The organism is Pseudonocardia sp. 73-21, from assembly GCF_001899645.1.
GTDB lineage: Bacteria > Actinomycetota > Actinomycetes > Mycobacteriales > Pseudonocardiaceae > Pseudonocardia.
This window is the reverse complement of sequence record NZ_MKVV01000029.1, coordinates 1-17008: the sequence shown is the minus strand read 5'-3', so window position 1 is coordinate 17008 and position 17008 is coordinate 1. Positions and strand designations below refer to the sequence as shown.

The following is a 17008-nucleotide window of genomic DNA, read 5'->3' as shown; positions in this document are numbered from 1 at the left end:
TTCGGGTCGTGGCCGGGGTCCGCACCCCATGACGACCCACACGCTCGCGACCCCCGAGGTCGACCTCGCCTACGACGTGCACGGCCCCCTGCCCACCGCCGACGGGCGCCCGCCGCTGTTCATGATCGGCCAGCCCATGGACGCGTCCGGCTTCACCGCACTGACGTCGCAGCTCCCGGACCGCACCGTGATCACCTACGACCCACGTGGCATCGGGCGCAGCACGCGCAAGGACGGGCGGGTCGACGCCGTGCCGGAGGTCCAGGCCGGCGACGTGCACGCCGTGATCGAGGCGCTCGGCGCGGGTCCGGTCGAGATGTTCGCGAGCAGCGGTGGTGCGGTCACCGCGCTCGCGCTGGTGGTCGCCCACCCCGGCGACGTGACCACGCTGGTGGCCCACGAGCCGCCGCTGATCCCGGTGGTGCCCGACGCCCCCGCCGCCGAACGCGCCCAGGCCGGCTACATGGACGCCTACGAGGCCAAGGGCTTCGGCGCCGGCATGGCGGCCTTCATCGCGATGACGTCGTGGCAGGGCGAGTTCACCGAGGAGTTCTTCGCCCAGCCGGTCCCGGACCCCGCCGCGTTCGGCATGCCCACCGAGGACGACGGCAAGCGCGACGACCCGTTGCTCACCGGGCGGGCGCTGGCCATCACCCACTACCGGCCCGACGCCCGGGCCCTGGCCGCGGCGCCGACGCGGATCGTCATCGCCGTCGGGGAGGAGTCCGCCGGCACGTTCACCGCCCGCGCGGCCGAGGCCACGGCGGCACTGCTCGGGCAGGAGGCGACGGTGTTCCCGAGCCACCACGGTGGCTTCCTGGGCGGCGAGTCCGGCTATGCCGGCCAGCCGGAGGCCTTCGCGCGCACGCTGCGGACGGTGCTCGGGTAGCCGGTCGTGAACTCGGGTGCGCCCGGGTGGTGATCGCGCTGCTGGTCGGCTCCGCGTTCTCATGATCCTCAACGAGACGATCATGAGCGTCGCACGGCCCGCGCTGATGGTCGACTGCCGATCGGATGGTGGGCCCGAGTGTTGATGTCGGCATCTTGCGGTGCAGTAAATCTCCAGCTATCATTGCAGATATCCGAGAGTTGCGACCAGATATCTGGTCGACCCCCGGAGCATCGCCGCCTTGTCGTTGATCATGAGAGGAGTGGCCCGCGATGCTGATGCGAACCGACCCCTTCCGTGAGCTGGACCGCCTGACCCAGCAGGCGTTCGGAACCGGCCCCGGCACGTGGTCGCGCCCCACGGCCATGCCGATGGACGCGTACCGGTCGGGTGAGCAGTTCGTCGTCTCGTTCGACCTGCCCGGGGTGGATCCGGACGCGATCGAGATCGATGTGGAGCGCAACGTGCTCACGGTGAAGGCCGAGCGCAGGCCGGTGTCCGCAGGCGAGCACGTGGAGATGCAGGTGGCCGAGCGCCCGCTCGGCGTGTTCTCCCGCCAGCTGTTCCTGGGCGACACCCTCGACATGGAGCACATCGCCGCGAGCTACGAGTCGGGCGTCCTGACGCTGCGGATCCCGATCGCGGAGAAGGCCAAGCCCCGCAAGATCGCCATCACGTCGGCCGGTGACGATCGGAAGACGATCGACGCCTGATCACTGCTCGTCCGGCGCCGCGTCGGGCCCGCCAGCCGGGCCCGACGCGGCGTTTCCGTGTTCGAGCTGGTCGATGCGGCGGTGTGCGGTGCGGAGCTGGTCCTCCAGGCCGACGATCCGCGCGGCCGCGTCGAGGGTGAGCCCCTCGTCGAACAGGGCACGCAGTCTCGCGGCGAGGGTCAGCTGTCGGCGCGAGTAGCGGCGGTGTCCGCCCTCGGAGCGGTGCGGGGCGAGCACGCCGGCCGCGTCGAGGCTGCGCAGGAAGGCCGGCTGCACCCCGAGGAGCTCCGCGGCCTGTCCCATCGTCACCGAGGGGTAGTCCTCGTCGTCGAGTCGATCGACACCCATCGGCGCCCTCCCGCAGGACGTGATGCGGGGCCCGACCTGATCGGCCGGGCCCCGCTGCGAAGGATTATTGATGATCCAGATGTTCGGGGGCTGTCCTGATGTTCACCCTCCGTAGTCTCGACCGGTCGCCATCCCTGTGGCGTTCTGCACTTCGTTCTGCAGTCACCTTACATCGGTGACTACAGGTTTTGTCAAGCGCCGGCTTCGCGTGCGGCGGCCTTCTCGGTGGTCGCGCCCGCCGAGCCGAGCGACCCGTCGGAGCTCTCCAGGTGGGCCCGCACGAACCACTGGTACTGCTCGAGCTCGCTGGACTGCGCGATGAGCATGTCCTGCGTCACCGGGTCGGCGTCCTCGGTCGCCTGGATGGCCTTGCGGTGGTCGCCGACGACCCCGGTGTAGACGAGGTTGAGGGCCCCGAGGTGGGCGATGGCGTCACCGCGGCCGACCGAGTAGTCGTCCCACGTGCGCTCCTTCACCAGCGCGCCCGGCGTGCCCACGGGCGACCCGCCGAGGGTGGCGATGCGCTCCGCGACGTCGTCGACCATGACGCGCACGCCGTCGACCTGCGGGTCGAGCATCGTGTGGACGGCGATGAAGTTCGGCCCCACCACGTTCCAGTGCACGTGCTTGAGGGTGAGGGCCAGATCGTTGAGGGCGTGGAGACGCTCCTGCAGGAGCTCGATGACGACGTCGGCGTCCTTCTCCTCCATGCCCGGAACGGTGTAGTGGATGGATCCCTGCTCGGTGTTCATGGTGGAGGCGTACCCAGCTCGCACAAGGTTTGAACAAGTCGCTGGTGAGACGCGTACCTATGGGCCCGGTGCTGCTTCGCTCAGGTAGCTGTGGCCGGTGGGGGTGGTGGTGCGCACGGTGTGTGGTAGCTGGCCGAGCCCGTCGTCGATCACCTCGACGTGCCAGCCGGGCACCTCCCGGACGTAGTTGCCACGGGCGCAGGTGCCGCGGCCGTTGGCGAAACCCGTGGGGCCGCCTGCTCGGCGGCGGTCGATGTGGTCGAGGTGTCGGATCGGGGCGTCGCAGAACGGGTCGCGGCAGCGGCCACCGTCGCGGATGGTGATCAGGTGGGCGAGGACGCCGTCGAACCGGCGCCGGCGCGGGTCGCAGCCGACCAGTGGTCCGCCCGCGGGGGCGGTGAACAGCCGCCGCCACCACAGCTTGCCCTCGGTGGAGGCCAACAGATCCCGGGCGATCCCGGCCGGGATCGGACCGTGCCCGACGATCTCCGCACTGCCGCCGTCGTCGGGGTCGAGCAGCGATTCGAGGGGCATCACGATGCCGATCTCGACGTTCACATCCGCCGCGGTGGCCTGCCCGGTGACCCGTTCGATCAGGGTGTCGGCCATGACCTGGTCCCGGGTCCGCTCATCCCCGGCCGCCAGGACCGCATCGGCGTGGGCCCGCAAGGCCGCGAGACACGCGACCCCCTGCTCGACGGGCAGGAACCCCGACAGCACGCTCATCGTGTCCGGGGCCGGCCGCAGCCCGACCCGGCGGTCCCTGCGCGCAGTGCGGCCGCGGGCGACGTATCCGGCGCGGTCGGCGTCGTAGGCGCATTGCTTGATCAGGTTCTCGGCCCGCCGCAGCGACAGGTTCTCCAGCCCGCCTGCGGCGAGCTGCTTGTCCACCCGTTGCCGCTTCTCGGGATCGAGGTGGGAGGTCTGCGATACGACGATCTCGGCGATCTGTTCACTCATCTGCCCTGCGGCGAGCAGCGCACCGGCACACGGCAGGTCGCTGTCGAGGGCTCGGGCGATCCCGAGTCGGCGTGATCCGCGGAAGGGCGAGACCTTGCAGGCGAGGGCGATCTGGTCGGCGATCCCCCGCCCGAGCGCCACCGGGTCGAGTCGGCCGGTCTCGACGAGGGCGATCTGTTCCTCGACCTGCTGGCGTCCGAAGGCGACCATCTCGGCGTGCTGGGCGGCGGCAAGCGCAGCCCGGAGCTGTTCGAGGACGGCGATGCGGTCGATCCGTGCGGCGCTGGTCGCGGGGCCGGGATCGGTGGCGTGCGCGGTCATCTGGGCGAGCGTGCACAGCAGCGCGGCGGTGCGGTCGTCGACCGGTTCACCTGCTCGCACCTTACTCGCTCGCATGTTCGAAAGTATACCGGTGAGCACCGACAATACCGGGCCGTTTCGCTCAACCTGGCTGCGCGTCCGACGTCGAGCGCACCCGGTGCAGACCCGCGACATCCACCTCGTAGTAGGTCATGACCGTGAGCGGAGGGGAGTAGGCGTGCACGCTCACCGCGGGCGCCGCCGAGACGTTGACGACGTCGTGCACGTGCCCGAGCCGGAACCCCTGGCTGCACCCCGACCGCAACGGCCGGCTGCGGATCCCGCCTCGGTGCGGGGCCCAGCGCTGCTCGGACAGGACCCCGGACACCACGGTCATCGCGCCGAGCGACCTGCCGTGGTCGTGCAGCTCCGTCGCCTGGCCGGTGGCCCAGCCGATGAGCCAGACGTCCACATCGCCGTCGTCGCGCAGCTGCCGGTACCAGCGGCGGTCGGGATCGATCGGCACCTCGTGCCACCCCGCCCGGACCTCGGCCGCGACCAGCCGCGTGAGTGCCGTGAGCGGTCCGAGGCCGAGCCCCGCGACCGTGGACGTGCTGACCCCTGGCACAGCTGCGCCGCCTTCGTCGAAGAGGTGAGCGGCGAGGGAGCACGAGGTCCGGATGGGCCCAGGCGCGCTGGAAGACCCATTCTCGCACGTGATCATGGAGGAGTGGCCCGATGGCGCACACGTCGCGGCGCTCGCCCTCGACCCCCGCTACCCCGGCTCGTCGTCACCGAGTCGCGCCGCCACCCCGAACTACCGGGGCAGGAGTTCGTCGGCGGCCACCCGTTAGCGGCCGGTCGTCCCGTCGATCTGCTCGCGCAGGATGTCGGCGTGCCCGGCGTGCCGGGCCGTCTCGCTCGTCATGTGCGCCAGGACCCACCTGAGGCTGAGCCGGTCCTCGTCGGACCCGACGGCCACGGCCTCCGGATCGCCCACGGCCGCGATGGCCTCGTCGCTCTCCCGCGCGGCGGCCGCGTAGTCGTCCACGACCTCACGGGTGCTCCGCCCCGTCGGAACCTCCGTGCCGAAGTCCCACGGGGTGCCCTCGTGCGTGCCGACGAGGAAGTGGCCGAACCAGTACCGCTCCGAGACGGCCAGGTGGTGCACGAGCCCCAGCAGCGACGTTCCCGAGGGCACCAGTACGCGGCGGACCTGTTCGTCGTCCAGCCCGTCGGTCTTCTTGACGACGCACTGCCGGGCGAACCGGAGGAAGGCGAGGGCGGTGTCGAGCTCGCCGGAGTCGTTCAGCGGGACGTGCTGGCGCTGGGTCTCGGCCACGGCCGCGACCGTAGTCAGACCCGCCTGAGCGGGCCCCGTCACCCGGCTGGGACACTGACGCCCAGGTAATGGGCCAGCCCGCCGGGCAGGCCGGGAGAGGTTCGTGATGTTGAGGTTCGCGCAGTGACGGCCACCGATCAGGCCCTCGCGATGGCCCAGGTGGCGGTGGCCGCGGCGGCCGACAAGCTGGCACAGGACATCGTCGTACTCGACGTGTCCGAGCAGCTGGTGATCACCGACTGCTTCGTCATCGCGTCGGCGCCCAACGAGCGCCAGGTGCAGGCGATCGTCGACGAGGTCGAGGAGAAGCTGCGGCTGCACGGCGCCAAGCCGACCCGCCGCGAGGGCACGCGCGAGGGGCGCTGGGTGCTGCTCGACTTCGTCGACGTCGTCGTGCACGTGCAGCACACCGAGGAGCGCGGGTTCTACGGCCTGGACCGGTTGTGGAAGGACTGCCCGCACATCGACTTCCCCGAGATGCACCAGCCGGTGCACCCCGACGAGGACGGCGCCGGGTGACGCTGCGGCGGCTGGCCCTGCTGCGCCACGGCCAGACCGACTACAACGTGACGGGCCGGATGCAGGGCCACATCGACTCGGTGCTCACCGAGGCCGGGCAGGCGCAGGCCGTCGCGGTGGCGCCCGAGGTCGCGCGGCTGGGTCCCGACCGTCTGATCAGCTCGGATCTGCAACGGGCCGTCGACACCGCCGAGGCGGTGGCCGCCGCCACCAGCCTGCCGGTCAAGCTCGACAGCCGGCTGCGCGAGACGCACCTCGGCGAGTGGCAGGGCCTCACCGTCGCGCAGATCGAGGAGCAGTGGCCCGGCGCCATCGCGGCCTGGCGGTCGGACCCCGCGTACACCCCGCCCGGCGGCGAGTCGCGCATCGAGGTGGTGCGTCGCTCCCGGCCCGTCGTCGACGAGTTGGACGAGGAGTACGCCGACAACCCCCGGGGCATCGTGGTGATGGTCGCCCACGGCGGCATGATCGCCGGGCTGGTCTGCGGACTGCTGGGCCTGCCGACGTCCACGTGGCCGTCGATCGGGGGGATGGGTAACGCGCGCTGGGCGCAGCTCGCGCGGCGTGATGACCATCCGCGGTGGCGGTTGGCCGGCTACAACGTCGGGCTATGACATCGGACCATGGGACGCCGACGGTCCTGTTCCTCGCGGACTCCCTGGCCTTTCACGGGCCCGAACGCGGCGAGCCCGCCGACGACCCGAGGCTGTGGCCCAACATCGCCGCCGCGGCGCTCGGCGGCCGTGCCGAGCTCGTCGCCGGCATCGGCTGGACGGCCCGGCACGCCTGGTACGCCCTGTGCCACGATCCGCGGGTGTGGGCGGTGATGCCGCGCGTCGACGCGCTGGTGCTGGGCGTCGGCGGGATGGACACGTTGCCGTCGCCGCTGCCCACGGCGTTGCGCGAGCTGATCCCGGCGCTGCGGCCCGACCGGCTGCGTCGGGCCGTGCGGTCGGGCTACCTGCGCGCGCAGCCGAAGCTCGCCAGGGGGTTCGCGCTGGTGCTGCCCGGCGGCGGACCCGTCGCGATGCCGCCGCACCTCACCGTGCGGCACCTGGAGCTGTGCCGCTCGGCCGTGCTGGCGATCCGGCCCGGTATCCCCGTCGTCGCGATCCTGCCGCCGCTGCACCGGGCCGCCGACTTCGGTGCTGTCCACAGTGGACGGCCAGCCGCGGAGCGCGCCACCCGGGCGTGGGCGGCCGAGCGGGGCGTCGCACTGCTCGACCTGCCGCCGCTCGTCGGCGAGCACGTGCTCTCGGGGCAGGGCAACCCCGACGGCATGCACTGGGGTTGGGCCGGTCACGCCGCGGTCGGCGAGACGTGCGCCGACGTGCTGCGACCGCTGCTGCGCACGTAGGGTCCGCGATCGTGCCCGTTGCTGTCGTGACCGACTCCACCTCGTACCTCCCGTTCGGTGTCGCCGAGGACCGCGGGATCAGGATCGTGCCGCTCGAGGTGCGGCTGGGGGAGCGCGTCGGGCGGGAGGGCGTCGACGTCGACGCGGCCGCGCTGCGCGTCGCGCTGGCCGACCGGCGCCTCGACGTGCAGACCTCCCGGCCCACCCCCGCGGAGTTCGCCGCCTGTTACCGCACGGCGCTCGACGCCGGTGCGGACGGCGTGGTGTCGGTGCACCTGTCGCGCGAGCTGTCGGGCACGTGGGACGCGGCGCGGGTGGCGGCGGAGGAGGTGGGTGCCGACCGGGTTCGGGTCGTCGACTCGCGGGCCGCCGGGATGGGGCTCGGCTACGCCGTGCTCGCTGCTGCGGACGCCGCCGTCGCCGGGTCCGACGGGGCCGCCGTCGAGGCCGCTGCCGCGGACGTGGCCGCCCGCTGCCGCATGTTCTTCTCCGTCGACACGCTCGACCGGCTGCGCCGCGGCGGGCGCATCGGCACCGCCGCCGCCCTGTTCGGTACCGCGCTCGCGGTGAAACCGCTGCTGCACGTGGCGCAGGGGAAGATCGTGCCGCTGGAGAAGGTGCGCACCACCGCCCGCGCGGCCCAGCGGCTCGTGGAGCTGGCGGTGAAGGCGGCCGGTGACGGGCCGGTCGACCTCGCGGTGCATCACCTCGGCGCCGCCGGCCGTGCGGAGGACGTGGCGGCCCGGTTGCGGGAGCGGCTGGACGTGGCGCGGTTGCTGGTGTCGGAGGTGGGGGCGGTGATCGGCGCGCACGTGGGCACCGGCCTGCTCGCCGTCGTGGTGGTGCCGAAGGGGTGAGGGGGTCGGGCGCCGCCCCCCGGTGACCAGTATGGCGCGGGGGACCGACGGTGTCGGCGATCGAGGGGCCGACGGGGGAGAGTTGTCCCCATCGTGGGTCGGCCATCCACAGATCCGCAGCTCGTCGCGGCGGAGGCCGTGATCCGTCCTAGCGTCGGGATGTGGCCCGATCCGACCCCTCACCGCCGCCCGGACGGCTGACGACTCTGCTCGGGCCTCCCGCGTTCGGGCAGCCGCCGGTGCCGTGGACGCCGCCGGGGCGGGTGCGGGAGGTGGAGGATCCGCCCACGCAGCCGCTGCCGGTGGTGCCCGTGCGCCGGCGGTCGCCGGCGCGGTTGCTGCCGGAGTCCTGGCGTGCGGCCCGGATCGATCCCGGGCGGCCGGGTGCCACGGCGCTGGCTCTCGTGGCCGCTCTGGCGGCGGTCGTCGCCGCCGTGGGGGTGTGGAGCGAGCGGCCGCGGGCCGAGCCGGTGCCGGCGCTGCCCGCGGTCACCGTGGGCGACACCGCTGCGCCTGCCGCGAGCGCGGCGCCGGCCGGTCCGCTCGTCGTCAGTGTGTCGGGAAAGGTCCGCAGGCCGGGGCTGGTGGAGGTGCCCGACGGCTCCCGCGTCGCCGACGTCGTGAAGGCCGCCGGTGGGGCGCTGCCCGGCGCCGATCTCACCGGGCTCAACCTCGCCCGGAAGGTCACCGACGGCGAGCAGATCGCGGTCGGGGTCCCGGCCGCGCCCGACGCCCCCTCGGGCGGTGCGGCGGCCGCGCCGGCCCCGGGCGGGCCGGCACCAGGAGGGAAGATCGATCTCAACTCCGCCACGGCCGCCCAGCTCGACACCCTGCCCGGCATGGGCCCGGTCACCGTACAGAAGATCCTCGACTGGCGCACGAAGAACGGGCGGTTCGCCCGCGTCGACCAGCTCCGCGAGATCGACGGCATCGGCGAGCGCCGCTTCGCCCAGCTGCGGGAGCTGGTGACGGTCGGATGAGGGCGCCGCCGGACGACCTCTCGCACCCACCCGACCTGCGGCTCGTCCCCGCGGCGCTCGCGGTGTGGGCGGTGGTGCTGCTCGGCCTGGGCCTCGGGCCCTGGGCCGGGGCCGCCGTGGCGGTGGCCGGGACGGTGGCCGCCCTCCTCGCCCGGCGCCGCGCCGGGCTGCTGGCGGTGGCCGGCTGCGCGGCCGCCGCCGGTGTCGTGATCGCTGCCCACACCGTGCTCGTGGCCACCCATCCGCTGCACGAGCAGGCCCAGCGCGGTGCCGCGGCCACGCTGCGGGTGGTGCTCGGCGACGATCCGCGCCCGCTTCGCGGATCGGCCTACGGCTCGCAGCCGGGCGGCGCCACGCAGGTGCTCGTCGCCGCCACGCTGGAGGACGCCACCGCCGGTTCCGGCCGGTGGACGGGCGGCGGGCGGGTGCTGCTGCTGGCCCCGGTCGAGGGATGGGCCGGGCTGCTGCCGGGCCAGGCCGTCACCGCCGAGGGTCTGCTGGCGCCGCCCACCCGCTCCGACCTGGTCGTCGCGGTGCTGCGGGTCCGTGGCCCGCCGTCGGACGTCACGCCACCACCGTGGTGGCAGACCGCCGCGGGCGGGCTGCGCTCCGGCCTGCGCGAGGCCGCCACGGCCGCGCTGCCGCAGGCGGAGGCGGGCCTGCTGCCCGGTCTCACGGTCGGTGACACGGCTGGGCTCACCACCGAGTCCGAGGATGACTTCCGCGCCGCCGGGCTCACCCACCTGCTGGCCGTGAGCGGGGCGAACCTCGCCGTCGTCAGCGGCGTGCTCATCGCGGTGCTGCGCCGCTTCCGGGCCGATCCGCGGCTGGTCGCGGCGCTGGCCGGCGCCGCGGTGGTGGGGTTCGTGGTGCTCGCCCGGCCGTCGCCGAGCGTCGTGCGCGCGGGCGTCATGGGCGCCGTGGTGCTGCTGGCCATGGCGTCGGGCCGGGCCCGGTCGGCGTTGCCCGCGCTGGCCACCGCCGTGCTCGTGCTGCTGCCGCTCGACCCGGCGCTGGCGCTCGATCCCGGGTTCGCGCTGTCGGTGATGGCCACCGCCGCGCTGGTCCTGCTCGCGCCGGGGCTGGCCCGGGCCCTGCGCAGACGCCGGGTACCGGGATGGGCGGCGGAGGCGCTCGCGGTGTCCACGGCGGCGTTCGTGGTCACCGCGCCGATCGTGGCCGGGCTCAGCGGCCAGGTCGGGCCGGTCTCGGTGCTGGCCAACCTCCTGGCCGCCCCCGCCGTCGCGCCGGCCACGGTCCTCGGGGTGCTCGCCGCGCTGGTGTCACCCGTGGCCGCCCCGGTGGCGCAGGCGCTCGCCTGGACGGCGGGCCCGTTCGTGGGCTGGCTGGTGCTCGTGGCCGACCGCAGTGCCGGGATCTCCCGTGCGGCGATCCCGTGGCCGACGGGCGTCGGCGGGGCGTTGCTGCTGCTCGCCGTGCTGGTGGGGTTGGTCCTGTTCGGACGCTCGCCGCGGCGGCGGGCGCTGCTGTTCGCGGTGCTGCTCGGGCTGGCGCTGGTGCTGGTGCCCACCCGGCTGGTGCCACCGGGCTGGCCGCCCGCGGGGTGGGCGGTGGTGGCGTGCGACGTCGGGCAGGGCGACGCGCTGGTGCTGGCCACCGGCCGTCCGGGCTGGGTGGTGCTCGTCGACGCCGGCCCCGACGACGGCCTGGTCGACGCCTGCCTGCGCCGGCTCGGGGTGGAGGGCATCGCGCTCGTGGTGGTCAGCCACCTGCACGCCGACCACGTCGGCGGCCTGGCCGGGGCCCTGCGCGGGCGGCCGGTGAGCGCGGTGGCCGTGGGCCCGGTCCGGGTGCCGCAGTGGGCGCTGCGGGAGGTCGCGCAGCTCGCGGCCGAGGCCGGTACCCGGGTCGTGGCGCTCGAGCGTGGGCACCGGCTCAGCTGGCCCGCACTCGCCCTCGACGTCCTCGGGCCGCCGCGCCCGTCCGCGACGGTCGACCCGGACGACGGCACGCAGGTCAACGACGGCTCGGTGGTGCTGCGCGCCACCACCCCGGCCGGCACGGTCCTGCTCCCCGGCGATGCGGAGCTGGCCGAGCAGGCCGACCTGATGGGCAGCGGCGCCGACCTGCGCGCCGACATCCTCAAGATGCCCCACCACGGCAGCCGCTACAGCAGCACCGCGTTCCTCTCCGCGGTCGCGCCACGGGCGGTGCTCGTCAGCGTCGGGGCCGGCAACGGCTACGGCCACCCCAACACCGCGCTGCTCGACGAGCTCGCGGGAGCCGGCGCGGTCGTACGCCGCACCGACACCGGCGGCGACGTCGCGGTGGTGCCGCAACCCGACGCCGACGGCGACGGCCGTCCGGACCTGAGCGTGGTCACCCGGGGCGACCCGCTCCCGGCCCGGCGGCGTCGTCTGCTGCCTCCGCGGGAAAGCGCACGTCGGAGGTGCCGATCGCTCAGCGGTTCCCCAGCGCCTCCCGCACGGCCCTGCTCGTCGACGGCACGGTGGCGGTGGGGCCGACGTGTCCGGCCACGGCGTCGAGGGTCTTGAGGCCGTCGCCGGTGATCAGGATGACGGTCTCGGCGTCGGGGTCGATCCTGCCCTCGGCGATGAGCTTCTTCGTGGTGGCCACCGTGACACCGCCCGCGGTCTCGGCGAACACGCCCTCGGTGCGGGCCAGCAGCCGGATGCCCTCCACGACCTCCTCGTCGGACACGTGGCCCACCGCGCCGCCGGTCCGGCGCACCGCGTCGAGGACGTAGGGGCCGTCGGCGGGGTTGCCGATCGCCAGCGAGCGGGCGATGGTGTCGGGCCGCACCGGGCGGATCACGTCGTGGCCCTCGGAGAACGCCTGCGCCACGGGCGAGCAGCCGGTGGCCTGGGCGCCGAAGATCTTGTAGGGGGTGGCCTCGACGAGACCGAGCTTGCCGAACTCGGTGAAGCCCTTGTCCACCTTGGTCAGCTGCGAGCCCGACGCCACGGGGATCACGATCTGCTCGGGCAACCGCCAGCCCAGCTGCTCGGCCACCTCGTAGCCGAGCGTCTTGGAGCCCTCGGCGTAGTACGGCCGGACGTTGACGTTCACGAACGCCCAGTCCTCGTGCTCCGCGGCGAGCTCGGTGGCCAGCCGGTTGACGTCGTCGTAGTTGCCGTCCACGGCCAGCAGCGTGCCGCCGTACACGGCGGTGGTGAGCACCTTGGCCTGCTCGAGCGACTTGGGGATCAGCACCACGGAGTCCCAGCCCGCGCGGGCGGCCGCGGCGGCCACCGCGTTGGCCAGGTTGCCGGTGGACGGGCAGCACAGCACGGAGAACCCCAGCTCGCGGGCCGCGGCGAGCGCGACGGCCACCACCCGGTCCTTGAAGGAGTGCGTGGGGTTGCCGGTGTCGTCCTTGATCCACAGGTTGCGCAGGCCCAGCTCGGCGCCCAGGCGGTCGGCCTTGATCAGGCGGGTGAGGCCGGGCTCGGTGTTGGGGATGTCCTGCACCCCGCGCGGCACCGGCAGCAGGTCGCGGTAGCGCCAGATCGACGTGGGGCCGGCCTCGATCGACTCACGGGTGATGTCGCTGAAGTCGTAGGCGATCTCGAGCGGGCCGAAGCACTCGGCACAGGCGAACTCCGCGGCGAGCGGCGTCTCGTGGCCGCACTCGCGACACGAGAGTGCGCGGGCGGGGCCCAGATCGAGAGCAGTCGACGTACCGAGAGGGGTCGACAGAGCGTCAGAGAGCAGCGTCATGTTGAAGATCTCCTCATCTTCCCCGCGCCGTGCGGGTCGGAATTGGCACCGTGATCAGCGCACGCAGAACAGATCTGCGCAGTGTGCGTCTGCCGGTTGCCGGGGCTTCAACGGGCCGTTCCCTCTGCCCCTCTGGATGAGCCATCTGAAGTTGTGTAGCGGCCACGGTACGACACGACCGCTGTCCTGCCCAACCCTGATCCACCATCTGGGAGCCGGGTCACGGACTGTCGGTGCCGTGCGTCAGCATGGTGGGCATGAACCCAGCCCCGGTCCAGCTCGTCCTCGGGGAGGAGGAGCTGCTGGTGGAGCGCGCCGTCGAGGACGTGCTGGGGCAGGTCCGTGCGGACGATCCCGCGGCCGAGCTCCGTCGCTACCGCGCCTCCGAGCTCACGCCGGTGGAGCTGGCCGACGCCCTGTCGCCGTCCCTGTTCGCCGAGGCCCGGGTGATCGTCATCCAGTCCGCGCACGAGGTGGGCAAGGACCTGGCCGAGGCGATCGTGGCGCAGTCCGCCGATCCGGCCGAGGGCATCGTGCTGGTCGTGCTGCACGCGGGTGGGGCGCGCAACAAGGGGCTCGCCGACGCGCTGCGCAAGGGTGGGGCCGCGGTCACCACCTGCGAGAAGGTCACCCGCCACGAGCAGCGCAGCGATTTCGTCAAGGCCGAGGTCCGCCGTGTCGGCGGCCGGATCGCGCCGGCCGCCATCGGCGCGCTCATCGAGGCCGTCGGTTCCGATCTGCGGGAGCTCTCGGCCGCCACCAGCCAGCTCGTCTCCGACACCGGCGGCACCGTCGACGAGGCCGCGGTGCGCCGCTACCACCGCGGGCGCGCGGAGTCGTCGGGGTTCGCGGTGGCCGACCAGGTGGTGCTGGGCGACCGCGCGGGGGCGCTGGAGGCGCTGCGCTGGGCCCAGGTGCTGGGGGTGCCGTCGGTGCTCATCGCCGACGCGCTCGCCGATGCCGTGCGCACGCTGGCCAAGGTGGGTGCGGCGGGCCGGGGCGACCCCAACCAGCTGGCCCAGCGGCTGGGCATGCCGCCGTGGAAGATCCGCAAGGCCCAGCAGCAGGTGCGTAACTGGCACCCCGACGGGCTGGCGGAGGCGTTCGCCGCGGCCGCCCAGGTCAACGCCGACGTCAAGGGCGCCGCGGCCGACGCCGACTACGCGCTGGAGCACGCGGTGCTGCGCATCGTCGCCGCCCGCGGCCGTCGCTAGACACACGAACGGCGCCGGCCCCGGAGGGACGGCGCCGCTGTGGAGTGGATCAGGCGGAGGGGGTGAGCCGCTTCGCGATCGCCGACTTGCGGTTGGCGGCCTGGTTCTTGTGGATGACGCCCTTGCTGGCGGCCTTGTCGAGCGCCCTGGACGCCGCGCGCTGCAGCTCCACGGCCTTCTCGGTGTCGCCGGCCTCGACGGCCTCACGGAAACGGCGCACGGCGGTGCGCACGGACGAGCGGACCGACTTGTTGCGCTGACGCGCCTTCTCGTTGGTCTTGACCCGCTTGATCTGGGACTTGATGTTGGCCACGCGAATGCCTCGAGTTCCTCTTGCCGCTGGGTGTCCTGCTGAATCTCAGTCCTGCTGTTCAGGCTCCGGCGGCGGTGGATCGTGCGAGCACGCCGGGCGCTCGGCTGTCCATGCTACAGCGCCCTGCGTCGCACCCGGACATCCCCCCGTGGTGCGCAACCCCGTAACACGCCCGTAGCGCGTCCGACTGGTCCCCGACCGGGGCGTTGGGTGAGTATGACCCCGAGTTCGGCGGCCCCGCCGCACCCGGCCGACGAGGAGGCTCTGTGGTTCGAGCGGTGCAGGACCAGGTGGACGCGGAGGTGGGCGCTGACGCGGCCACGGAGGAGGCCTCCGCCGGATCCGCGCTGTTCGACGGCTACCTGGAACCCGACCGTCCGCACGCGGGCGCCTACGACGAGATGTTCGCCCCCGACGGCACGGTGCGCACGCCGTACCGGGCGCTGCACGACGCGATCGCGCCGACGGCGGTGGCCGACCTGACGGTGCGCTCCGAGGCGCTCGACCGCGCCTACGTCGACCAGGGCATCACGTTCTCCCTGTCGGGCCAGGAGCGCCCGTTCCCGCTGGACATCGTGCCGCGGGTGATCTCGTCGGGGGAGTGGGGCCGGCTGCAGAAGGGGATCGTGCAGCGGGTCAAGGCGCTGGAGGCCTTCCTCGCCGACGTCTACGGCGACGCGGAGATCATCCGCGACGGGGTGCTGCCGCGCCGGCTGATCACCAGCTGCGAGCACTTCCACCGGGAGGCCGCCGGCCTCGTTCCGCCCAACGGGGTGCGCATCCACGTGGCCGGCATCGACCTCGTGCGCGACGAGCAGGGCACCTTCCGGGTGCTGGAGGACAACCTGCGCAACCCGTCGGGCGTGTCGTACGTGATGGAGAACCGCCGCACGATGGCGCGGGTGTTCCCCGACCTGTTCACCCGCCAGCGGGTGCGCGCGGTCGGCGACTACTCCACCCACCTGCTGCGCGCCCTGCGCTCGGCGGCGTCGGTGAACGAGGCCGACCCGAACGTCGTGGTGCTCACCCCCGGCGTCTACAACTCCGCCTACTTCGAGCACTCGCTGCTCGCCCGGCAGATGGGCGTGGAGCTCGTCGAGGGCCGTGACCTGTTCTGCCGCGACAACATGGTCTACATGCGCACCACCGAGGGTGAGCAGCAGGTGGACGTGATCTACCGGCGCATCGACGACGAGTTCCTCGACCCCTTGCAGTTCAACCCCAGGTCGGTGCTCGGCATCGCCGGGGTGATCAACGCGGCGCGCGCGGGCAACGTCGTGATCGCCAACGCCGTGGGCAACGGGGTGGGCGACGACAAGCTCGTCTACACCTACGTGCCCAAGATGATCGACTACTACCTGGGCGAGAAGCCGTTGCTGCCCAACGTCGACACGTTCCGGTGCTGGCTCGACGACGAGAAGTCCCACGTGCTCGAGCACCTCGACGAGCTCGTGCTCAAGCCCGTGGAGGGCTCCGGCGGCTACGGCATCCTCTTCGGACCGAACGCCACCGCGAAGCAGCTCGCGTCGGCGCGCAAGGACATCAGGGACGACCCGCGCGGTTGGATCGCCCAGCCCGTCGTGCAGCTCTCCACGGTGCCGACCAAGGTCGACGACCGGCTCGTGCCGCGGCACGTCGACCTGCGCCCCTTCGCGGTGAACGACGGCGAGAGCGTGTTCGTGCTGCCCGGCGGGCTCACCCGCGTCGCGTTGCCGAAGGGCAGCCTGGTGGTCAACTCCAGCCAGGGCGGTGGCAGCAAGGACACCTGGGTGCTCGCCCCGAACCGGGCCCCCGACGTGGAACGCGAGCTGGGGGAGAAGGGCCTGGCGCTGGCCGCCCCCGCCGGGTCGCCCGCGGCCGAGCACGGACCGGAGCTGACGATGAGCCAACAGCAGCAACAACAGCAACAGCAGCAGCAGGCGGGGGACGCGTAATGCTCGCCCGCAACGCCGAGGCGCTCTACTGGATCGGCCGCTACGTCGAGCGCGCCGACGACACCGCCCGGATCCTCGACGTCTCGGTGCACCAGCTGCTCGAGGACGCCACGGTGGACGCCGACCTGGCCGCGCGCACGCTGCTCGGGGTGCTCGGTGTCGAACCGCCCGACGACGGGGTGCTCGACGCCTGGTCGCTCACCGAGCTCGTCGGCTACTCCGAGGAGACGTCGGCGTCGATCGTGTCGTCGGTGGCCAGCGCCCGCGAGAACGCCCGCGGGGCACGGGAGGTGGTCTCCGCCGAGATGTGGGAGTGCCTCAACGTCACCTGGAACGGCCTGCCCGAGCGGCAGCGCTACGCCCGCTGGGTGGGCCCGCACGCGTTCTTCGCCTACGTCGAGGACCGCGCCGCGATGCTCAACGGTCTCGCCGCGTCCACGATGAGCCGCGACGACACCTGGCGGTTCTACCTGCTCGGACGCTCCGTGGAGCGCGTCGACATGATCGTGCGGCTGCTGCTGTCGCGGGTGTCGGACCGGATGAACTCGCCGGGCTGGCTCACGGTGCTGCGCAGCGCGGGTGCCGCCGACACCTACCTGCGCACCTACCGCGGCGCGCTCGACGCCGCGCGCGTCGTGCAGTTCCTGCTGATGGACAAGCTCTTCCCGCGCTCGGTGTTCCACGCGCTGCGCCAGGCCGAGACGTGCCTGGTGGACCTGGACCTGCGCCCCACCGCCCGCATCGGCGCGAAGGCCGAGGCGCTGCGGCTGCTGGGCCGGGCACGTTCGGAGCTGGAGTTCCTGCGGCCCGACGAGCTGCTCGACGACC

At 73.3% G+C, this 17008-nt stretch carries 18 protein-coding genes and 1 riboswitch; of the genes, 11 read left to right on the top strand and 7 right to left on the bottom strand.

Features of this window, described 5'->3' with window-relative positions; translation table 11 throughout:
- The first annotated feature begins 28 nt into the window (after window positions 1–28).
- A complete protein-coding gene (locus BGP03_RS08205) occupies window positions 29–889 on the top strand; it encodes an alpha/beta hydrolase (RefSeq protein WP_296370854.1) in 861 nt (286 codons plus the stop codon).
- A gap of 272 nt (window positions 890–1161) precedes the next feature.
- A complete protein-coding gene (locus BGP03_RS08200; RefSeq protein ID WP_296370853.1) occupies window positions 1162–1602 on the top strand; it encodes an Hsp20/alpha crystallin family protein in 441 nt (146 codons plus the stop codon).
- Here the strand turns inward: BGP03_RS08200 and BGP03_RS08195 are convergent, their stop codons facing one another.
- The 5 genes from BGP03_RS08195 to BGP03_RS08175 all read right to left on the bottom strand — a co-directional run bounded on the left by BGP03_RS08195 (window position 1603) and on the right by BGP03_RS08175 (window position 5304).
- Entirely contained in the window at window positions 1603–1950 is a 348-nt protein-coding gene (locus BGP03_RS08195) for a helix-turn-helix domain-containing protein (protein ID WP_296370852.1), read from the bottom strand.
- A gap of 191 nt (window positions 1951–2141) precedes the next feature.
- The gene (locus tag BGP03_RS08190; protein WP_296370851.1) at window positions 2142–2702 is read right to left on the bottom strand and encodes a DNA starvation/stationary phase protection protein; all 561 of its coding nucleotides are present in this window, start codon (window positions 2700–2702) and stop codon (window positions 2142–2144) included.
- A gap of 57 nt (window positions 2703–2759) precedes the next feature.
- Window positions 2760–4082 (bottom strand): DUF222 domain-containing protein, encoded by a 1323-nt coding sequence (locus BGP03_RS08185; protein WP_298798613.1) that lies wholly within the window; start codon window positions 4080–4082, stop codon window positions 2760–2762.
- A 22-nt stretch (window positions 4083–4104) separates the two neighbouring features.
- Window positions 4105–4590, bottom strand: coding sequence for a cysteine dioxygenase family protein (locus BGP03_RS08180; RefSeq protein ID WP_296370850.1), 486 nt, complete (start codon window positions 4588–4590; stop codon window positions 4105–4107).
- Between the two features lie 222 nt (window positions 4591–4812).
- Window positions 4813–5304 carry a DinB family protein gene (locus tag BGP03_RS08175; RefSeq protein WP_296370849.1) on the bottom strand — a complete coding sequence of 164 codons (492 nt, stop codon included), beginning with the start codon at window positions 5302–5304 and terminating at the stop codon, window positions 4813–4815.
- A 123-nt stretch (window positions 5305–5427) separates the two neighbouring features.
- On the opposite strand from BGP03_RS08175, the gene rsfS reads away from it, so the two are divergent.
- From rsfS to BGP03_RS08145, 6 genes are all read left to right on the top strand, one after another.
- Window positions 5428–5823, top strand: a complete 396-nt coding sequence (rsfS, locus tag BGP03_RS08170) for a ribosome silencing factor (protein ID WP_296370848.1) — start codon at window positions 5428–5430, stop codon at window positions 5821–5823.
- Window positions 5820–6437, top strand: coding sequence for a histidine phosphatase family protein (locus tag BGP03_RS08165; RefSeq protein ID WP_298798600.1), 618 nt, complete (start codon window positions 5820–5822; stop codon window positions 6435–6437). The genes rsfS and BGP03_RS08165 overlap by 4 nt, the downstream gene beginning before the upstream one ends.
- Entirely contained in the window at window positions 6434–7180 is a 747-nt protein-coding gene (gene octT / locus BGP03_RS08160; RefSeq protein WP_298798601.1) for a diglucosylglycerate octanoyltransferase, read from the top strand. Before BGP03_RS08165 ends, octT begins: the two co-directional genes overlap by 4 nt.
- A gap of 11 nt (window positions 7181–7191) precedes the next feature.
- A complete protein-coding gene (locus BGP03_RS08155; protein ID WP_298798602.1) occupies window positions 7192–8037 on the top strand; it encodes a DegV family protein in 846 nt (281 codons plus the stop codon).
- Between the two features lie 161 nt (window positions 8038–8198).
- Window positions 8199–9017 carry a ComEA family DNA-binding protein gene (locus tag BGP03_RS08150; RefSeq protein ID WP_296370844.1) on the top strand — a complete coding sequence of 273 codons (819 nt, stop codon included), beginning with the start codon at window positions 8199–8201 and terminating at the stop codon, window positions 9015–9017.
- A complete protein-coding gene (locus BGP03_RS08145; RefSeq protein WP_298798603.1) occupies window positions 9014–11533 on the top strand; it encodes a ComEC/Rec2 family competence protein in 2520 nt (839 codons plus the stop codon). The genes BGP03_RS08150 and BGP03_RS08145 overlap by 4 nt, the downstream gene beginning before the upstream one ends.
- Here BGP03_RS08145 and thrC read toward each other — a convergent pair.
- A complete protein-coding gene (gene thrC / locus BGP03_RS08140; protein ID WP_298798605.1) occupies window positions 11439–12719 on the bottom strand; it encodes a threonine synthase in 1281 nt (426 codons plus the stop codon). The two genes, BGP03_RS08145 and thrC, sit on opposite strands and share 95 nt — an antisense overlap.
- Before the next feature lie 10 nt (window positions 12720–12729).
- A riboswitch (SAM riboswitch) is annotated at window positions 12730–12862 on the bottom strand.
- Between the two features lie 114 nt (window positions 12863–12976).
- On the opposite strand from thrC, the gene holA reads away from it, so the two are divergent.
- Window positions 12977–13933 carry a DNA polymerase III subunit delta gene (gene holA / locus BGP03_RS08135; RefSeq protein WP_296370842.1) on the top strand — a complete coding sequence of 319 codons (957 nt, stop codon included), beginning with the start codon at window positions 12977–12979 and terminating at the stop codon, window positions 13931–13933.
- A gap of 49 nt (window positions 13934–13982) precedes the next feature.
- Here holA and rpsT read toward each other — a convergent pair whose 3' ends face one another.
- A complete protein-coding gene (gene rpsT, locus BGP03_RS08130) occupies window positions 13983–14246 on the bottom strand; it encodes a 30S ribosomal protein S20 (RefSeq protein WP_296370841.1) in 264 nt (87 codons plus the stop codon).
- A 290-nt stretch (window positions 14247–14536) separates the two neighbouring features.
- On the opposite strand from rpsT, the gene BGP03_RS08125 reads away from it, so the two are divergent.
- Both BGP03_RS08125 and BGP03_RS08120 read left to right on the top strand, forming a co-directional pair.
- Entirely contained in the window at window positions 14537–16180 is a 1644-nt protein-coding gene (locus tag BGP03_RS08125) for a circularly permuted type 2 ATP-grasp protein (RefSeq protein ID WP_298798615.1), read from the top strand.
- Window positions 16180–17008 (top strand): alpha-E domain-containing protein (locus tag BGP03_RS08120; protein ID WP_299736004.1); only part of this gene is annotated, 829 nt, incomplete at its 3' end. The genes BGP03_RS08125 and BGP03_RS08120, both read left to right, overlap by 1 nt.

Coding starts and splice junctions, on each gene's coding strand:
- BGP03_RS08205 (WP_296370854.1), top strand. CDS start 29: ATGACGACCCACACGCTCGCGACCCCCGAGGTCGACCTCGCCTACGAC.
- BGP03_RS08200 (WP_296370853.1), top strand. CDS start 1,162: ATGCTGATGCGAACCGACCCCTTCCGTGAGCTGGACCGCCTGACCCAG.
- BGP03_RS08195 (WP_296370852.1), bottom strand. CDS start 1,950: ATGGGTGTCGATCGACTCGACGACGAGGACTACCCCTCGGTGACGATG.
- BGP03_RS08190 (WP_296370851.1), bottom strand. CDS start 2,702: ATGAACACCGAGCAGGGATCCATCCACTACACCGTTCCGGGCATGGAG.
- octT (WP_298798601.1), top strand. CDS start 6,434: ATGACATCGGACCATGGGACGCCGACGGTCCTGTTCCTCGCGGACTCC.
- BGP03_RS08145 (WP_298798603.1), top strand. CDS start 9,014: ATGAGGGCGCCGCCGGACGACCTCTCGCACCCACCCGACCTGCGGCTC.
- thrC (WP_298798605.1), bottom strand. CDS start 12,719: ATGACGCTGCTCTCTGACGCTCTGTCGACCCCTCTCGGTACGTCGACT.
- holA (WP_296370842.1), top strand. CDS start 12,977: ATGAACCCAGCCCCGGTCCAGCTCGTCCTCGGGGAGGAGGAGCTGCTG.